Source organism: Streptomyces tubercidicus (assembly GCF_027497495.1).
GTDB lineage: Bacteria > Actinomycetota > Actinomycetes > Streptomycetales > Streptomycetaceae > Streptomyces > Streptomyces tubercidicus.
In genome coordinates, this window is record NZ_CP114205.1 from 2021024 (window position 1) to 2038449 (window position 17426).

The window sequence follows — 17426 nt, forward strand, 5'->3', positions numbered from 1 at the left end:
TCAGATCCGGTATCCCGAGCCGGGGACGGTGACGATCACCGCGGGCTCGCCGAGCTTGCGCCGCAGGGTCATGACCGTGACCCGCACGACGTTGGTGAACGGGTCGGTGTTCTCGTCCCATGCCTTCTCCAGGAGCTGCTCGGCCGAGACGACCGTGCCCTCGCTGCGCATCAGGACCTCCAGCACCGCGAACTCCTTCGGTGCGAGCTGGACCTCCTTGCCGTCACGGAAGACCTCGCGGCGGTTGGGGTCGAGCTTGATGCCGGCCCGCTCCAGGACGGGCGGCAGCGCGACGGTCGTACGGCGCCCCAGGGCGCGCACCCGCGCGGTCAGCTCGGTGAAGGCGAACGGCTTGGGAAGGTAGTCGTCCGCGCCGATCTCCAGGCCCTCGACGCGGTCGCTGACGTCGCCGGAGGCGGTGAGCATCAGGACGCGGGTGGGCATCCCCAGCTCGACGATCTTGCGGCAGACGTCATCGCCGTGGACGACCGGGAGGTCACGGTCGAGGACGACGACGTCGTAGTCGTTGACCGCGATCCGTTCCAGAGCGGCAGCGCCGTCGTAGACCACGTCGACCGCCATGGCCTCCCGGCGCAGTCCGGTGGCCACCGCATCGGCGAGCAGCTGCTCGTCCTCGACGACGAGAACACGCACGTCGCTAGTCCTTCCTCAGGGCCCTTACGGGCAGGTACATCACTGTCTGAAAGCTCTTCCATCCTGCCCCGAAGAGCCGTAAACCGGCTGTAAGAGGGGTGTGGGGTGGGTGCGGGGTAGGTGGAGGACGGTGCCCAGGGCCCGACGCGGAGGATTCCCGGACGGGTTGAGGTTTCCCTGAGGTGGCGGGTGGGGAGGACGACTGCACACCCGCGATCACGCCCTGTTTCTTCGGCTACTTGCCATGGACTGCTCCATCGCAGGGACCACGCCGTGATCGACCCACCCGTCGGCACACCCCCGTGCCCACCGACCCACGACGAGGGGGCGCACATGGACGCGTTCACCGCAGGCATTTTGCAGCGCATACAGAACACCGAAGCCGATCTGGACCGGGCCCGCGCTGCGGGCGATGACTTCCTCGCCGAGGTCGAGCAGGCTGAGCTTGAGGACCTGCAGCGACTGGCGACCGAGCACGGCGTGCGTCTTGGAGCGGTCAGCACCGCCTGACCGCTCCACCGCGCACACGACAGCGCCCCGGCATCCAGGGGATGGTGCCGGGGCGCTGTCGTGCCCGGACGGGGGTCCGGTCAGTCGTGCCAGGCGCCGAGTTCGTCCAGCAGCGGCTGGAGCTGCGCGAAGAGCTCCGGTGAGGCGGCCAGGGTCAGCTCCAGGGAGGGATCCCGGCCGGGGCGGCCCCCGGTGAGCGCACCGGCCTCGCGGGCGATCAGCGCGCCGGCCGCCAGATCCCAGGGGTTCAGGCCGCGCTCGTAGTAGGCGTCGAGCCGGCCGCAGGCCACATCACACAGGTCGATCGCGGCCGAGCCACCGCGCCGGATGTCGCGGACCTGCGGCACCAGCGTGCGCAGCACCTCGGCCTGGGCGGCCCGGCGCTCGGCGAGGTAGGAGAAACCGGTGCCGAGCAGCGCCTGGGACAGCGGCGGCGCGGGCCGGTGGCGGATGCGCCGGCCGTTGTTGAACGCGCCGCGGCCCAGGACGGCCTGGTAGGTCTCACCGCGCATCGGGGCGGCGACGACCCCGACGACCGCCTCGCCGTCTTTCTCCGCCGCGATGGACACGGACCAGGACGGCAGGTCGTAGAGGTAGTTGACGGTGCCGTCGACGGGGTCGATGACCCAGCGGACGCCGCTGGAGCCGTCGATGCTGGCGCCCTCCTCCCCCAGGAAGCCGTCGTCGGGACGGCGCTCCCGGAGGAAACCGGTGATCAGCTGCTCGGAGGCGATGTCCATCTCGGTGACGACGTCGATGGGGCTGGACTTGGTGGCGGCCACCCCCAGGTCGGCGGGCCGGCCGTCGCGCAGCAGCGCCCCCGCGCGGCGGGCGGCCTCCAGGGCCAGGTCGAGGAGTTCGTCGTACAGCGCTTCGGTCTGCGCCGGGGCGGTCTGCGGGCCGTCGGGGTGCTGCGGATCGGACACGATGCTCCTTGCTCGGGTGAGCGGTGGTGGGGCGGGCGTACGGGCTTACACGGGGGCCTCGGCGGCCGGTCCCCGCCAGTCGGCGCCGGCCGCGGCGGGGCGCGGTGCGCGTGCGGGGCAGCAGCCGACCGGGCACAGGTCATGGCTCGCGCCGAGGGCGCCCAGGGCACAGCGCTCCGGGGTGCCGCCCCGTTCGGTGGCCGCGCGCTCCAGGAGGAGGTCGCGGACGGCCGCGGCGAACCGGGGGTCGGCGCCCACAGTGGCCGACCTGGCGACCGGCAGTCCCAGTTCGGCGGCCTTGGCGGTGGCCTCGGTGTCCAGGTCGTACTTGACCTCCATGTGGTCGGAGACGAACCCGATGGGGGCCATGACGACGGCCGGGACGCCCGCGGCGTGCCGCTCCTCCAGGTGGTCGCAGATGTCCGGCTCCAGCCAGGGGATGTGCGGGGCGCCGCTGCGGGACTGGTAGACGAGCCGCCAGGGGTGCTCCACCCCGGTCTCCGCGCGGACGGCGTCCGCGATCGTCCGCGCCGCGTCCAGGTGCTGGGCGACATAGGCGCCGCCCTCGCCGCCCTCGGTGTGGTCGCCGGGTGTGCCGGAGGTGTCGGCGGCGGCCGTGGGGATGGAGTGTGTGGTGAAGGCGAGGTGGGCGCCGTCCCGCACTTCCTGGGGCAGTGCCGCGAGGGACGCCAGCACCCCGTCGATCATGGGGCGGAGGAAGCCGGGGTGGTTGAAGTAGTGCCGCAGTTTGTCGACCTGCGGCACCGGCAGCCCCTCGGCCCGCAGGGCGGCGAGCGCGTCGGCGAGGTTCTCGCGGTACTGCCGGCAGCCCGAGTACGAGGCGTAGGCACTGGTCGCCAATACGGCGATCCGGCGGTGGCCGTCCTGGACCATGGTGCGCAGGGTGTCGGTCAGGTAGGGCGCCCAGTTGCGGTTGCCCCAGTAGACGGGCAGGTCCAGCCCGTGTGCGGCGAAGTCGCTGCGCAGCGCGTCCAGCAGCTCCCGGTTCTGGGCGTTGATGGGGCTGACACCATCGAACAGGAAGTAGTGCTGCCCCACTTCCTTGAGACGCTCACGGGGGATGCCACGGCCGCGGGTGACGTTCTCCAGGAACGGGACCACGTCGTCGGGGCCTTCGGGGCCGCCGAACGACAGCAGCAGCAGGGCGTCATAGGGGCTGGGATCGCGCTGTTCGGGCATGCCATCGATCCTGCCACCCTCCTTTCGGGGGCGGCGGGCAGGCCCCGGAGCGGACCGGGCCGGTGCCCCGGGCGCCGGCCCGGAAAACGGGAGGCGGCCGGTGGCGCACCGCCCGTAAGCTGTATCAGCCACAGACATCCCTTACCGATCTTCGGTACTCACCGGCGGAGCTCCCCCGTTGCCCAGTCCCTACCGCGCCATTTTCGGCCGCCCCGGCACCAAGTCGTTCTCCGCCGCCGGACTGCTGGGCCGGATGCCGCTGTCGATGATGGGCATCGGCATCGTCACGATGGTCTCCCAGCTGACCGGCCGCTACGGGCTGGCGGGCGCGCTGTCCGCGACCCTCGCGCTGTCCGCCGCGGTCCTCGGCCCGCAGATCTCCCGGCTGGTGGACCGGCACGGGCAGAGCCGGGTGCTGCGTCCGGCCACCCTGGTGTCGATCGCCGCGGTCGCCGGTCTGCTGCTGAGCGCACAGCAGCGCTGGGCGGACTGGACGCTGTTCGTCTTCGCGGCCTGCGCGGGGTGTGTGCCGAGCGTCGGCTCGATGATCCGGGCGCGCTGGGCGGAGATCTACCGGGGCTCCCCGCGCGAGCTGCACACCGCGTACTCCTGGGAGTCGATCGTCGACGAGGCGTGCTTCATCTTCGGGCCGATCCTGTCCATCGGGCTGTCCACCGCCTGGTTCCCGGAGGCCGGCCCGCTGCTGGCCGCCGTCTTTCTGGGCACCGGGGTCTTCCTGCTGACGGCGCAGCGTGCGACGGAGCCGGTGCCGCATCCGCGGGAGCAGCACCCCAAGGGGTCCGCGCTGCGCTCCCGGGGGCTGCAGGTGCTGGTGGTGACGTTCGTGGCGACCGGCGCGATCTTCGGGGCGATCGATGTGGTGACCGTGGCGTTCGCCGAGGAGGTCGGGCACAAGGCCGCGGCCAGTCTGGTGCTGGCGGTCTATGCGCTGGGCTCCTGTCTGGCCGGTGCCGTCTTCGGGCTGCTGCACCTCAAGGGGCATCCGTCCCGGAGGTGGGTGGTCGGGGTGTGTGTCATGGCGGTGAGCATGGTGCCGCTGCAGCTGGTGGGGTCGCTGCCGCTGCTGGCCGTCGCGCTGTTCGTCGCGGGGCTGTCGGTCGCCCCGACGATGGTGACCACGATGGCGCTGATCGAGGAGCATGTCCCGCGGTCGAAGCTGACCGAGGGCATGACCTGGACCAGCACCGGTCTGGCGGTGGGTGTCGCGCTGGGTTCGTCGGCGGCCGGCTGGGTGGTGGACGCCGCGGGTGCCGCCCGCGGCTATCTGGTGCCGGGGGCCGCCGGTCTGCTCGCCGCGCTGGTGGCGTTCGCCGGCTACCGCAGGCTCCGTCCTCGTCCCGCCCCTCCGGTGACGGGCCCGGCCGCGACCGGCGGGCTGTCAAGCCGTCAGGACGAACCGGTCACCGAGCGGCAGGACGAGGAGAGCGTCAGGTAAGGCCGTCACCGGAGAGCTCGGGCCGGACGGGGCCGGGTCGGCGCACGGCATGAACGGGCGCCGCCCGCTTGCCTGTTACCAGCGGTACGAGTTGCCCGGGAGCCGGTCGATTCCGGCCGGTTTCCCGCCTGTGTGATTCCGGTCACCCCGCCCGGATGTCGTGTCGGTGACTGACATCATGCGCTCACACCAACGGCGGCCGTACGCGGCCGGCCCGCGCGGAGGGAGGGGACGTCACCATGGCAGTCAGCAACGCCGTCGGCGGCTCGGGAGGGCGGGCGCCGACCACCGGGCCCTGGCGCAACTGGGCGGGCAATGTCACCAGCCGCCCCACCCGGAGCGTGGCCCCGGCGAGCACCGAGGAGCTGGCGGCCGCGATCCGCGCCGCCGCCGCGGACGGGCTGACGGTCAAGGCGGCCGGCACCGGCCACTCCTTCACCCCCGCAGCCGCCACCGACGGACTGCTGATCCGCCCCGAGCGGCTGACCGGTGTCCGTACGGTCGACCGCGCGGCCGGGACCGTGACGGTGGCCGCCGGTACGCCGCTCAAGCACCTCAACCAGACGCTGGCCGCGCACGGGCTGTCGCTGACCAACATGGGCGACATCATGGAGCAGACCGTCTCCGGGGCGGCCGGCACCGGCACCCATGGCACGGGCCGCGACTCGGCGTCGATCGCCGCCCAGATCACCGCCCTCGAACTGGTCACCGCCGACGGCTCGGTCCTGACCTGTTCCGCCGGGGAGAACCCGGAGGTCTTCACCGCGGCGCGGCTGGGCCTGGGCGCGCTCGGCGTGATCAGCGAGCTGACCTTCGCCGTGGAACCGGAGTTCCTGCTGACCGCCCGCGAGGAGCCGATGCGCTACGAGGAGGTGACCGACCGCTTCGACGAACTGGTCGCCGAGAACGAGCACTTCGAGTTCTACTGGTTCCCGCACACCGGCAGCTGCAACACCAAGCGCAACAACCGCAGCCAGGGCCCGGCGGCGCCCCTCGGGAAGGTCAGCGGCTGGATCGAGGACGAGCTGCTGTCCAACGGGGTCTTCCAGCTCGCCTGCTCCGTCGGCCGGGCGGTACCGGCCGCCATACCGGGCATCGCCAAGATCTCCAGCCGCGCACTGTCGGCCCGTACGTATACCGACATCCCGTACAAGGTGTTCACCTCGCCGCGACGGGTGCGGTTCCTGGAGATGGAGTACGCGCTGCCCCGCGCGGCCGCGGTCGCGGCACTGGGTGAGCTCAAGGCCCTGGTGGAGCGCTCCGACTTCAAGGTCAGCTTCCCGGTGGAGGTGCGCACCGCACCGGCCGACGACATTCCGCTGTCCACCGCTTCGGGCCGGGACACCGTCTACCTCGCCGTGCACATGTACCGCGGAACGCCGCACCAGGCGTACTTCGCGGCCGCCGAGCGGATCATGACGGCGCACGGCGGGCGTCCGCACTGGGGGAAGCTGCACACCCGCGACGCCGCCTATCTCGCCGACGTCTATCCGCGGTTCGGTGAGTTCACCGCGGTCCGTGACCGGCTGGACCCGGAGCGCCGGTTCGCCAATCCGTACGTGCGGCGGGTTCTGGGGGACTGATGACGACGGCCGCGTCCCGGCACCCGTAGGGGCACCGGGACGCGGCCGTTTGCGGGTCCGGCCGGGCGGTCCGCCCCTCGGGACGGACGGCCGGGCTCAGGAGGCGCCGGGGTCCGGGACGTTCCCGTCGGACTCCTGCTGGTGTTGCCCGCCTCCCTGGTCCGCGCCGCCGGTCGAACCGTCGCCCTTCCCGGGGCCACCGCCATCGGTGGACTCACTCGGCGTCGGGTCCGGGGTCGAGGGCCGGCCGGGGTCCGGCGATGCCTTGTCGCCGTCGGACGGGCTCGGGGCCGGCGACGGGGAGTCACCCTCCCCGCCCTTGCCGGTGCCGTCGTCCTTCTGCGTGCCCCGGTCCGGGCTCGGCTCACCGCTGTTGCCGTGATGCCTGCCGTTCTCCGGGGAGCCGGGGTCGGGCGACTGCGGCGTACGGGGCTGCTGCCGGGCCCCTCCTCCCGTATGGGTGAGGTTGCTCAGCGTGGTGCCCTTCTGGCCACTCGGCGTCTGCCCCGTCAGCAGCTCGGTGCCGGTCACCGCCCCCATGGCGAGCACGAAGACCGCGAGCGCGCCGAGCGCCGGCCGCTTCCAGCCGCGCAGCCGGGTGCCGTACGTCGTGGTGCCGAGCTCCTCGGGCGGTCCGGCGGGGTGGCCCGCGGGCCGGCCGGGCGCCATGGTCCGTTCGTCGAGGCGCGGCACCCGCTGCGTCCGGTCGGCGGGCCGCTCCCGGCCCGCGCCGTCCGCCGTGCGCGGGGCGCCGATCATGCCGTGCCCGGCCCGCAGCATCCGCGTCGCGTCGTCGGATCGCGGAGCCGGGTGGGCGCTCGCCGGATCACGGCGGTGGGCCTGTTCGGCCCGCGGGATCAGCTGGGTACGGGCGGTGTCGCGCCCGGGTGTCCTGGCGGCGACGGAGGTGACCCGGTCCTCCGTGCCCTGCTTGTCGAAGGTCGGCAGCACCATCGTGGGATCGGCCTGCCGAGCGTGTGGTGCGGTGGATCGAGTGCGGCTGGAGGAGGAGCGGCGTGGCTTCGGCCGAGTGGTGACCGTCGCCTCCTTGATCTGTTCGCCGGTGCGCCGGAACAGGTGGTGGAATACCGAGCCGCCGGTCGTGGCCACGACACTGACCAGACCCGCGCCGATGATGGTTCCGTAGACGCCGAGCCGGCCCGCGAGGTACGCGGCGACGGCGGCAGCGAGCGCGCTCCCGGCTACCTGAGCGACGCTCAGGTCCAGCCGCTTCTCCTTCTTCTTCGTGTCGGTTTCGGTTTCTTCGTCCATCTCCAACCTTTGATAGCCCCTTCGATCCATCTTGCATGGAGAAGTGACCATTCGGCGGAGCCAATAGTTCCGATTTTGGGGAATCTGTGAAACTCGCCACCTACGCCCCAGGTAGAGAGGTCGACAAGACGACCGAACACCCTTGCCCGCCCAGAAGTTCGGCGGCGCGGCGGTCCACCTAAGTGGTCCAAATGGAGTACTGTGGCGAGCCCTGGCCCCGGTTCCCGTCCGGCTGCCCGGAACCCGCGGGAGGGGGCCCTGAAGGCGGCACTCACCGGGGGTGCCGTCGCTCGGTACGGGTACACGGCGACAGACAAGGGATACGGTCACTGAGCGTGGCGAACAGGTAACCGTGTCATAACGGCGTTTCAGGGCCAAGCCCCGACACGCCGGGCAACTCGGCAATGTTGTGGCAGGCTGCACCCGGGCAGGCCACACTCGACTAGCGGAAGCAGCGACGCACGTGACGTCGGCAGGCACCACCCGGGAGGTCCCCATGCCCGAACTGCGTGTCGTGGCCGTCTCCAACGACGGCACACGGCTGGTGCTCAAAGCTGCGGACAGCACCGAGTACACGCTTCCGATCGACGAACGGCTGCGCGCCGCCGTCCGCAACGACCGCGCGCGTCTCGGCCAGATCGAGATCGAGGTCGAGAGCCATCTGCGCCCACGGGACATCCAGGCCCGTATAAGAGCAGGCGCCTCCGCCGAAGAGGTCGCCCAGCTCGCCGGCATCCCCGTCGACCGGGTGCGCCGCTTCGAGGGCCCGGTGCTCGCCGAGCGTGCGTTCATGGCCGAGCGGGCCCGTAAGACCCCGGTACGGCGCCCCGGCGAGAACACCGGTCCGCAGCTCGGCGAGGCGGTGGCGGAGCGGCTGCTGCTGCGCGGCGCCGACAAGGACAGCGTCCAGTGGGACTCCTGGCGCCGGGACGACGGCACCTGGGAGGTGCTGCTGGTCTACCGCGTCGCGGCCGAACCGCACTCGGCGAGCTGGACCTACGACCCGCCGCGGCGGCTCGTCCAGGCCGTGGACGACGAGGCGCGGGCACTGATCGGCGAGACCGACGACACACCCGAGCCGAGCTTCCCGTTCGTACCGCGGATCGCGCGGCTGCCGCGCGACCGGCCGCTGGACCGCGCCCTGGACCGGCAGTCGTCCGAGCGCGGCGAACGCGCGGCGCAGTCCGGCGGTGAGGACGACGAGCCGCGGGTCGTGGAAGAGGCCACGGGCGAGCGGGAGCGGGATTCGCTGACCAGCCTGCTGGAGGCGGTGCCGAGCTTCCGTGGCGACATGGTCGTCCCGGAGAGCGTGAAGTCGCAGCAGAGCGACGAGGAGTCCGAGGCCGAGGTCGAGGAGCCGCCCGCCCCGGCGGCGAGCGCGGGCGCGGGTTCCGCGTACGCCGATGTGCTGATGCCGCGCGCGGTGGCCGGGCACCGCGACCGGCTGACCGGGACGACGGACCGGCAGGCCGAGGCGGACGGGGTACGGCCGGGGCGCCGTGCCGCGGTGCCCAGTTGGGACGAGATCGTCTTCGGCACACGGCGCAAGAAGCCGGAGTAACGGGGCCGCCCGCCCCCTGCGCGTCAGCCTGTTCGCCCGCCTCGGCTTCCCGGGGCGGGCGAACGGCGTGGTGACAGGCCCGTCCAGGGGCCTGTACGGGCCTCAGCCGGGCTGCGGGCCCGTCGCGACCGGGCGGGACGGGTCGGCGGTCCACTCGCTCCAGGAGCCGACGTACAGCGCGGCGGGGACGCCCGCGACCGCGAGGGCCAGCACCTGCTGGGCGGCGGAGACCCCGGAACCGCAGTAGACGCCGACCTCCGCGTCCGCGGTGGCGCCCAGCGACGCGAACCGCTTGGCCAGGTCGGCGGCGTCACGGAAGACCGTGTCGCCCTCGACGACGTTCTCGGTCGTCGGCGCGGACACGGCGCCCGGGATATGGCCGGCGACCGGGTCGATGGGCTCGACCTCGCCGCGGTAACGCTCGGCGGCCCTGGCGTCCAGCAGGACGCCGCGGCGGGCCACGGCGGCCGCGTCGTCCGCCGTGAGCAGCGGCAGCGCACCGGGCAGCGGCGTGAAGTCACCGGCCTGCGGGGCCGGTTGCTCGGTGCTCAGCGCGCCACCGGACGCCTTCCAGGCGGCGAGACCGCCGTCCAGCACCCGCACATCGGGGTGACCGGTCCAGCGCAGCAGCCACCAGGCGCGTGCGGCCGCCCAGCCCTGGCCGCCGTCGTAGACGACCACGGGGCGGTCCGCGCGGACCCCGGCCGCCCGCATGGCCCCGGCGAACACATCGAGATCCGGGAGCGGATGACGGCCGGCCGGGCCGGGGGGCGAGGCCAGCTCGCTGTCGAGATCCGCATAGACCGCGCCGGGCACATGACCGGCCGTGTACTCGGGGCGGCCGGGCGGCCCGCCGAGCTGATAGCGGACGTCCAGAAGCACCGGCGGGGTGGACCGCGCCAACTCGCTCGCGAGTTCGGTAGCGGTGATGATGACATTCATGGGACTCATCCTTGCGTAGCGACGACTACGTACAGAAGGTGGGTGCCCACCCTCCGTATGGCGCAGTTACACCCTCTCGTAACGCCGCCGAAACGGATGGGGAACCCGGAAACGGGCATTCTTCCTCGCGAACCTGCCATGGACGGCGCGGCCGGGGCGCGCAGCAGGTCACCGGGTGCGAGCATCTGCACGGGACCCGCGCCCGTACGGCACATGGTCAGCACCCGACGCTCCGAGGAGAGAGTGACAATGACGACCGAGGCAGCGACCCGGCGGATGCCCGGCGCGCCCTGCTGGGTGAGCCTCCTGGCCCACAGCCTGCCCGTGACCCAGGAGTTCTACGGTGCGCTGTTCGGCTGGGAGTTCCGCCCGGGGCCGCAGCACTTCGGTCCGTACTCCCGGGCCTTCCTCAACGGCCGGGAAGTCGCCGGGGTCGGTGAACTGGCGCCCGACCGCCATCTCCCGGTCTCCTGGACCACCTATCTGGCCAGCGATGACGCGGATGTGACGGCCGAGCAGATCCGTTCCTGCGGCGGGACGGTGGGCGTCGGGCCGCTGGACGCCGACGACGACACCGGGCGGATGGCGATCGCTTCCGACCCGCAGGGGGCCATCTTCGGCGTCTGGCAGGGCCGGTCGATGATGGGCACCGCGTTCACCGGTGAGCCGGGCACCGCGGTGTGGAACGAGCTGGTCACCCGGGACACCGCCTCCGTCGGGCCGTTCTACGAGCATGTCTTCGGCTTCGAGGCGGAACCCCTGTCCGCGGACGACCCGGCCGGCTTCGACTATCTGACGCTGCACCTCAAGGACCATCCGGTGGCCGGCATCCACGGTGTCGGCAGCACTCTGCCACGCGACCGGGGCTCCCACTGGATGACGTACTTCGCCGTCTCCGATACGGACGCGGCGGCCCGCCGGGTGACCGAACTTGGCGGACAGGTGCTGGACGGCGCCCGGGACTCCGCGCACGGCAGGCTGGCGACCGTCTCGGACAGCGAGGGCGCCGTCTTCACGCTCATCCAGCAGCCCTGAGCGCCCGTCACACACCGGGCCGGGGCACGGCGTCCGTCGGCGGTCCCTACCGCGCGCTGTCGACGGGCAGGACGTCCGGGGACAGCGCGGCCGCGCGGGCGGTCGCGGAGGTCTGGCGGCGGCGGTGGTGGCGCCGGCACAACACCTCGTAGCCGACCTCGGCCGCTGGGCCGTCCACGTCACCGACGACATCGCCGACCACGACCTGGGCGCCCTCGACGACCATCCGGTTGCCGACCGTGCGGGCGTTGTGCGTGGCGCGGGCGCCGCACCAGCACAGCGCCTCGACCTGCAGCACCTCCACCCGGTCGGCCAGTTCGACCAGGCGCTGGGAGCCGGGGAAGAGCTTGCTGCGGAAGTCGGTGGTGATGCCGAAGGCGAAGACGTCCAGTTCGAGGTCGTCGACGACCCGGGCGAGCTGGTCGACCTGGTCGGGGGCGAGGAACTGGGCCTCGTCGGCGATGACGTAGTCGACCCGGCCGCCGGAGGAGAGATGGCCGACGACATGTGCGTAGAAGTCCATGTCGTCCGCCGCCTCCACGGCCTCGGTGACCAGGCCGAGGCGGGAGGAGAGCCTGCCGTGGCCGGCCCGGTCGTTGCGGCTGTAGATCATGCCCTGCAGCCCGCGGGAGGAACGGTTGTGCTCGATCTGCAGAGCCAGTGTCGACTTGCCGCAGTCCATCGTTCCGGAGAAGAACACCAGCTCGGGCATGGGAAGGTGCGGGCCTTTCGGGCTCGTGAGGGGTGACGTGCGGGCGGGTGGCCGTACGGGTCAGGTGCGGACTTCCAGGAGCGGAACGAGCTGTTCCACCGGGGTCATGGAGCCGTGCATCCCGACCATCTCCGACTCCCGGGGCTCTCGTTCCGTCGCGATGATCACCATGTCGGCATGGGCGGCCGCGACGACATCGCCGATCCGGGCACGCACCCGGTCGTCGACCCGCGGTCCGAACCACCCGGCGGCGATGGCCTCTTCACGGCCGGCCACCCACATCTGCTCACCGACCACCTCACGCCATACGGCGAGCACATCGGCGGCCGCGCCCGGGTGGGCGTACACATGCCGGGCCCGGCCCTCGCCGCCCAGCAGGCGTACGCCGGCGCGCAGTTCCCAGTCCTCGTCGAAGTCGATCCGGGACTCGGCGTCGAAGGGGATGTCGATCATGCCGTGATCGGCGGTGATGTAGAGGGCGCTGCGCGGCGGAAGCTGCTCGGCCAGCCGCTGCGCGAGCCGGTCGACATACATCAACTGGCCGCGCCAGGCGTCGGAGTTGACGCCGTAGCGGTGTCCCTTGCCGTCGACCTCGGAGTAGTACGTGTAGACCAGCGAACGGTCGCCGGCGGCGAGCTGTTCGGCGGCGAGGTCCATCCGCTCCTCACCGGAGAGCCGGCCATGGAAGGTGCCGCCGCTGAGCGCGACCTTGGTGAGCGGGGTGTGCTGGAAGTCCGGTGCGGAGACCTGGCAGGTGTGGATACCGGCGGCGTCCGCCAGTTGGAAGACCGTCGGATACGGCTGCCAGACATGCGGGTCGGTCCACGGAGACCAGCGCAGCTGGTTCATCAGGGCGCCGGTCGCCGGGTCCTCGCAGGTGTAGCCGGGCAGGCCGTGGGCGCCGGGGGGCAGTCCGGTGCCGACCGAGGCGAGCGAGGTGGCAGTGGTGGCGGGGAAGCCCGCGGTGAGCGGACGGCCGCTGCCGTTGAACGACGTGTCCAGGAGCGAGGTGAGGAACGGTGCCTCCTCCGGGTGGGCACGCAGCAGCTCCCAGCCGAGGCCGTCGATCAGGAAGACACAGGCCCGGTCGGCGGGGGCCAGTTCCATCGCACCGGCGAGGCCGGATATGCCCTGCCCGGCGGCGATGGTGGGCAGCAGGTCGGCGAGGGAGGCGGTGCCGTACCGGGGTACCGGGGCACTGAGCGGGTCGAGCGGTTCGGGCTCCGGCCAGGCGGGGGCGGTGTGGACCATCAGCGGGCGGTGGTGGCCGCGGTGGCCTCGGAGAGCGCCTGGGCGAAGGTGAGGGTCTCGCGGACCGAGTCCGGCCCGTCCCCGGCCTCACTGACCCGCAGCGAGAGGTCGTCGGCGGTGGAGGAGCCCGTGTAGCCGTGGTCCGCCTCACAGTTGGGGTCGCCGCAGGCGGCCGGCTCCAGATCCAGGCGGGCGACCGCGCCCCAGCCGATGGTCAGCACGACCTCGCGGGGCAGCTGGCCCGGTGTGTACGACTCCGGGTTGGCGACCACCCGGCTGAGCACCACGGAGGAGATTCGGCCCAGTTTGACCGACTCGGTGGAGGTGGTGGCATACGGGGACGGCGAGGTGGCGTCGGCGGCCTGCTCGTCGGTGTGGCTGACGATGAAGCGGGTGCCGGTCAGGACCAGGACCGTGACATGGCGGCGGACCTCGTTGGCGTCGAAGGTCGTCTCCTGGTGGACGAGGTACGACACCACCGGCTCACCGCCGACCGCGGCCTGCACCGCCTCGGCCACGAGCGTCGGGTAATAGCCACTGCGCTCGATCGCCGCGCGCAGCCCCTGGGTCGTCGTACCGGTCTTAGCCATGGAGTCCATCTTACGGGGCGTACCGGGCCGCGAGAGCCTCAGTAGACGGGCAGCCGGCGGGGGCCGAGGTCGGTGGTGGCGGGCGCGCGGGCCAGCCGGACGGTCGCGCCCAGGACGGAGAGCCCGTGGGCTGCGACGACGACCGGTTCGAGGTCCACGCCGACGACCTCGGGGTGGTCGTCGACGAGCCGCGAGACGCGCAGCAGCAGCTCCGCCAGGGCCGCGGTGTCCACGGGCTGGGAGCCACGCCAGCCGAAGAGCAGCGGGGCGGCACGGATCGAGCGGATCTGCTCGGCCACCTCGCGGTCGGTGGCGGGTATCAGGCGGTGGGAGATGTCGCCGAGCAACTGGGAGGGCGCCCCGGCCAGGCCGAAGGAGAGGACGGCGCCGGCGGCGGGGTCGATGGCGGCACGGACGACCGTGTCCACACCGCGCGGCACCATGGACTGGACGACCGGTTGCAGCTCCTCCGGGGAGCCGAGGAAGTCGGTCAATTCGGCGTAGGTACGGCGGAGTTCGGCCTCACCGGCGATGTCCAGCCGTACGCCGCCGAGATCGGGGCGGTGGCGCAGATGGGGTGCGGTGGTCTTGAGGGCCACCGGATAGCCGAGGCGGGCGGCGGCGCGGACGGCAGTGTCCGGGTCGGGGGCCGGGAGGACGGGCAGCGTATGGATGCCGTAACGGGCGAGGAGGGCCTCGGCGTCCTGGGACGGCACCGGGACGGAACGGCCCGTGGGGGCGTCGGGGGTGAGCCGGTCCAGAAGGCGTTCGATATCGGCGCCGGCCTGGGCCTCCTGGATGTCGTCGTACTCCGGGACCCGTCCCGGGTCGGCGGCCTCCCGGCGCCAGGCGGCGTAGCGGACGGCCTCCGCGAGCGAGCGGACGGCGCGCTCGGCGGCAGGGTACGCGGGGATCCGGAGGGGCTCACGGCGGGGCCGGTGCGGAGGGTCGGCGTCGGCGCCGCGGAGCGGGGGCGTCTGGCGTGTGGTGAGGGTGGGCGGCGGGCCGGTGGGGGCCACGGGGCGTGGGGGACGGGACGGAGTTGGCGGGATGGACGGGGGCGCCGGGGGCGGGTACATGGGGTGGGGCGCCGGGGCGGGGTGGGGCGCCTCGTCGCGAGCGGGAGTTGCCGTGTCCTGGGCGGGGGCCGCGTCGTCCCCGGTGGGAGCCGCGGGCTCGGCGGGCTGTGCGGGGGCAGAGGCCGGAGCCGGAGCGGCGAGCGTCTCCGCCAGGTCGTCCATCGCCAGGTGGACGACCGTGACCGGCTTCTGGGGGTGGGCGGTCGCGGCGGTGCGCAGGGCGTCGGCGAGCGCGGCGCCCTCGCTGTCCCCCGGGGAGACGGCGGCTTCCTCCCCCACCCAGGGGATGGCCGTGACGACCACGGCGTCGCAGCCGTCGGCGGACAGCGCCTCGGCGAGCGCGGCGCGGAAGTCGTCCGGTGTCGCGGCGGAGGCCAGTACGCGGGGGCGCTGGGGGCGCAGTCCCTCGGTGAGGCAGGCGTCGTAGGCCAGCAGTGCCAGCGACTCGGAGTTGCCGAGGATGGCGATCCGCGGGCCATTCGGCAGCGGCTGGGAGGCCAGCAGCAGCCCGGCGTCGATCAGCTCGGTGACCGTGTCGACGCGGATCACCCCGGCCTGGCGCATCAGGGCGGCGACGGTGCTGTCGGGGACCCGGACGGTGGGCACCGCATGGCCGGGCGGGGCGGTGCCGTTGTGCCGGGCGCCCTTGGCGACCACCACCGGTTTGACGGCGGCGGTGCGGCGGGCGAGGCGGGCGAATTTGCGGGGGTTGCCGATGGACTCCAGATACAGGATCACGACATCGGTGTCCGGGTCCTCGTACCAGTACTGGAGCAGGTCGTTGCCGGAGACGTCGGCGCGGTTGCCGGCCGAGACGAACGCGGAGATGCCGGCGATACCGCCGTCACCGGGGCCCCGTGCGTGCAGTCCGCTGAGCAGGGCGATGCCGATGGCGCCGGACTGGGTGAACAGGCCGATGTGGCCGGCGCCGGGCATCTGCGGGGCGAGGGAGGCGTTCAGCCGGACGCCGGGGGCGGTGTTGATCAGACCGAAGGCGTTGGGCCCGATCAGCCGCATGCCGTACGACCGGGCCTGACGGAGCAGGGCGCGCTGCCGCTCGCGCCCGTCCGGGCCGGCCTCGGCGTAACCGGAGGACAGGACCAGCACGCCCTGGACCCCGTGCTCGCCGCAGTCACGGATCACCTCGGGGACGCTGTCCGCGGGGACGGCGATGACGGCGAGGTCCACCGGGTCGGCGATCTCCCGCAGGGCGCGGACGGCCGGCACGCCTTCGGGGTCGAGCCGTTGCAGGTCCCCGGGGAAGGCGTGGTTGACGGCGTGCACCCGGCCCGTGAAGCCGGAGTCCAGGAGGTTGCGCAAGGCGGTACGGCCGAGGCCGCCGGGGGTCCGGCCGGTGCCGATGACGGCGACCGAGCCCGGCGCGAGCAGCCGCTGTACGGAGCGGGCCTCGGCGCGCTGCTCACGGCCGCGCATCACGGCCATGGACTGCTCGGTCGGCTCCAGGTCGAATTCGAGACGGACCACGCCGTCCTCGAAGGTGCGCTGGTGGGTGTAGCCGGCGTCCGTGAACACCTTGATCATCTTGGAGTTCGCGGGGAGCACCTCGGCGGCGAACCGGCGGATGCCGCGTTCGCGGGCGACGGCCGCGATGTGCTCCAGGAGGGCGGAGGCGACACCGCGGCCCTGGTGGGCGTCCTGGACGAGGAAGGCGACCTCGGCCTGGTCGTCCTCGGGGTCCTTGGCGGGCAGTCCCTGGTCGTTGATCCGGTCGTAGCGGACGGTGGCGATGAACTCGCCGCCGACCGTGGCGGCGAGGCCGACCCGGTCGACGTAGTCGTGGTGGGTGAAACGGTGCACATCGCGGTCGGACAGGCGTGGGTAGGGCGCGAAGAAGCGGTAGTACTTCGATTCGTCCGAGACCTGCTCGTAGAAGGAGACCAACCGCTCGGCGTCATCGGGGGTGATGGGGCGGATCCGCGCCGTGCCGCCGTCGCGCAGCACCACGTCGGCTTCCCAGTGGGTCGGGTACGCGTGCTCCGGCGGCGTCTGCATGCGGACAGCGTACGACCGGCCACTGACAACCGACCGGCGCGCGTACGCTCGGGATGCGGGGCAGGCTGGGACCCCGTAGGGCGTACGGGCTGCCGGGCCTCCACCGGGGCCCACGGCCGCACGGGCCGGGACACATAGCCGGCGGACCACACCCGGCACCGTGAGAGACTGGTCTAGACAACTGTCACGACTTTGAAGGGCAACACCATGGCAGAGCGCCGCGTCAATGTCGGTTGGGCCGAGGGCCTGCACGCCCGCCCCGCGTCGATCTTCGTCCGTGCGGCCACCGCCTCCGGCGTCCCGATGACGATCGCCAAGGCCGATGGCAACCCCGTCAACGCGGCCTCCATGCTCGCGGTCCTCGGCCTCGGCGCCCAGGGCGGCGAGGAGATCGTGCTGGCCTCCGACGCCGAGGGCGCCGAGGCGGCGCTGGACCGTCTGGCCAAGCTCGTCGCCGAGGGGCTTGAGGAACTCCCCGAGACCGTCTGAGCCCGCCAGGACCTTCTGCTGCATGCGGCGGCCCCGCGATGGCGACCGGATCGGTTGCCACCGCGGGGCCGTTTTTTGTTTATGTCCATTGTGAGACGGGCGCGCGCACATTCCGGGGGCGGCCGTGATCCGGGATCCGTCAGGAAAAGCGCG

General features: G+C 72.7%; 15 protein-coding genes. 6 read left to right on the plus strand and 9 right to left on the minus strand.

The window, feature by feature from the left end:
• Nucleotides 1–654: a response regulator transcription factor gene (locus STRTU_RS08570; RefSeq protein WP_006602630.1), complete on the minus strand. Its 654-nt coding sequence runs from the start codon at nt 652–654 to the stop codon at nt 1–3.
• A 333-nt stretch (nt 655–987) separates the two neighbouring features.
• Between STRTU_RS08570 and STRTU_RS08575 the strand changes: the two genes are divergently transcribed.
• Entirely contained in the window at nt 988–1164 is a 177-nt protein-coding gene (locus STRTU_RS08575; protein ID WP_167539123.1) for a hypothetical protein, read from the plus strand.
• Nucleotides 1165–1244: 80 nt separating this feature from the next.
• On the opposite strand, the gene STRTU_RS08580 is transcribed toward STRTU_RS08575, so the two are convergent.
• Both STRTU_RS08580 and STRTU_RS08585 read right to left on the minus strand, forming a co-directional pair.
• Nucleotides 1245–2090: an inositol monophosphatase family protein gene (locus STRTU_RS08580; RefSeq protein ID WP_159742992.1), complete on the minus strand. Its 846-nt coding sequence runs from the start codon at nt 2088–2090 to the stop codon at nt 1245–1247.
• Nucleotides 2091–2135: 45 nt separating this feature from the next.
• Nucleotides 2136–3290 carry a ferrochelatase gene (locus STRTU_RS08585; protein WP_159742993.1) on the minus strand — a complete coding sequence of 385 codons (1155 nt, stop codon included), beginning with the start codon at nt 3288–3290 and terminating at the stop codon, nt 2136–2138.
• 178 nt (nt 3291–3468) lie between these two features.
• Between STRTU_RS08585 and STRTU_RS08590 the strand changes: the two genes are divergently transcribed.
• Both STRTU_RS08590 and STRTU_RS08595 read left to right on the plus strand, forming a co-directional pair.
• On the plus strand, nt 3469–4746 hold the full coding sequence (locus STRTU_RS08590; RefSeq protein WP_159742994.1) for an MFS transporter: 1278 nt from the start codon (nt 3469–3471) through the stop codon (nt 4744–4746).
• Nucleotides 4747–4985: 239 nt separating this feature from the next.
• A complete protein-coding gene (locus STRTU_RS08595; protein WP_159742995.1) occupies nt 4986–6329 on the plus strand; it encodes a D-arabinono-1,4-lactone oxidase in 1344 nt (447 codons plus the stop codon).
• A gap of 96 nt (nt 6330–6425) precedes the next feature.
• Here STRTU_RS08595 and STRTU_RS08600 read toward each other — a convergent pair whose 3' ends face one another.
• Entirely contained in the window at nt 6426–7601 is a 1176-nt protein-coding gene (locus STRTU_RS08600; RefSeq protein ID WP_159742996.1) for a hypothetical protein, read from the minus strand.
• A 496-nt stretch (nt 7602–8097) separates the two neighbouring features.
• On the opposite strand from STRTU_RS08600, the gene sepH reads away from it, so the two are divergent.
• Nucleotides 8098–9162, plus strand: a complete 1065-nt coding sequence (gene sepH / locus STRTU_RS08605) for a septation protein SepH (RefSeq protein ID WP_159742997.1) — start codon at nt 8098–8100, stop codon at nt 9160–9162.
• A gap of 102 nt (nt 9163–9264) precedes the next feature.
• On the opposite strand, the gene STRTU_RS08610 is transcribed toward sepH, so the two are convergent.
• The gene (locus STRTU_RS08610) at nt 9265–10104 is read right to left on the minus strand and encodes a sulfurtransferase (protein ID WP_159742998.1); all 840 of its coding nucleotides are present in this window, start codon (nt 10102–10104) and stop codon (nt 9265–9267) included.
• Nucleotides 10105–10353: 249 nt separating this feature from the next.
• Here STRTU_RS08610 and STRTU_RS08615 point away from each other — a divergent pair, with 249 nt between their 5' ends.
• Complete coding sequence (locus tag STRTU_RS08615; RefSeq protein WP_159742999.1) at nt 10354–11139, plus strand: VOC family protein; 786 nt, start codon at nt 10354–10356, stop codon at nt 11137–11139.
• A gap of 46 nt (nt 11140–11185) precedes the next feature.
• Here STRTU_RS08615 and STRTU_RS08620 read toward each other — a convergent pair whose 3' ends face one another.
• From STRTU_RS08620 to STRTU_RS08635, 4 genes are read right to left on the minus strand one after another with little or no spacing between them, the layout of a single operon-like run.
• Nucleotides 11186–11851, minus strand: a complete 666-nt coding sequence (locus STRTU_RS08620) for a thymidine kinase (RefSeq protein ID WP_159743000.1) — start codon at nt 11849–11851, stop codon at nt 11186–11188.
• A gap of 60 nt (nt 11852–11911) precedes the next feature.
• The gene (locus tag STRTU_RS08625) at nt 11912–13102 is read right to left on the minus strand and encodes an alkaline phosphatase family protein (RefSeq protein ID WP_159743001.1); all 1191 of its coding nucleotides are present in this window, start codon (nt 13100–13102) and stop codon (nt 11912–11914) included.
• Nucleotides 13102–13692, minus strand: coding sequence for a DUF5998 family protein (locus tag STRTU_RS08630; RefSeq protein WP_159743002.1), 591 nt, complete (start codon nt 13690–13692; stop codon nt 13102–13104). The genes STRTU_RS08625 and STRTU_RS08630 overlap by 1 nt, the downstream gene beginning before the upstream one ends.
• Nucleotides 13693–13730: 38 nt before the next feature.
• The gene (locus STRTU_RS08635; protein WP_159743003.1) at nt 13731–16784 is read right to left on the minus strand and encodes a bifunctional acetate--CoA ligase family protein/GNAT family N-acetyltransferase; all 3054 of its coding nucleotides are present in this window, start codon (nt 16782–16784) and stop codon (nt 13731–13733) included.
• 207 nt (nt 16785–16991) lie between these two features.
• On the opposite strand from STRTU_RS08635, the gene STRTU_RS08640 reads away from it, so the two are divergent.
• Nucleotides 16992–17273, plus strand: a complete 282-nt coding sequence (locus STRTU_RS08640) for an HPr family phosphocarrier protein (protein WP_026170334.1) — start codon at nt 16992–16994, stop codon at nt 17271–17273.
• The last annotated feature ends 153 nt before the right edge of the window (nt 17274–17426 follow it).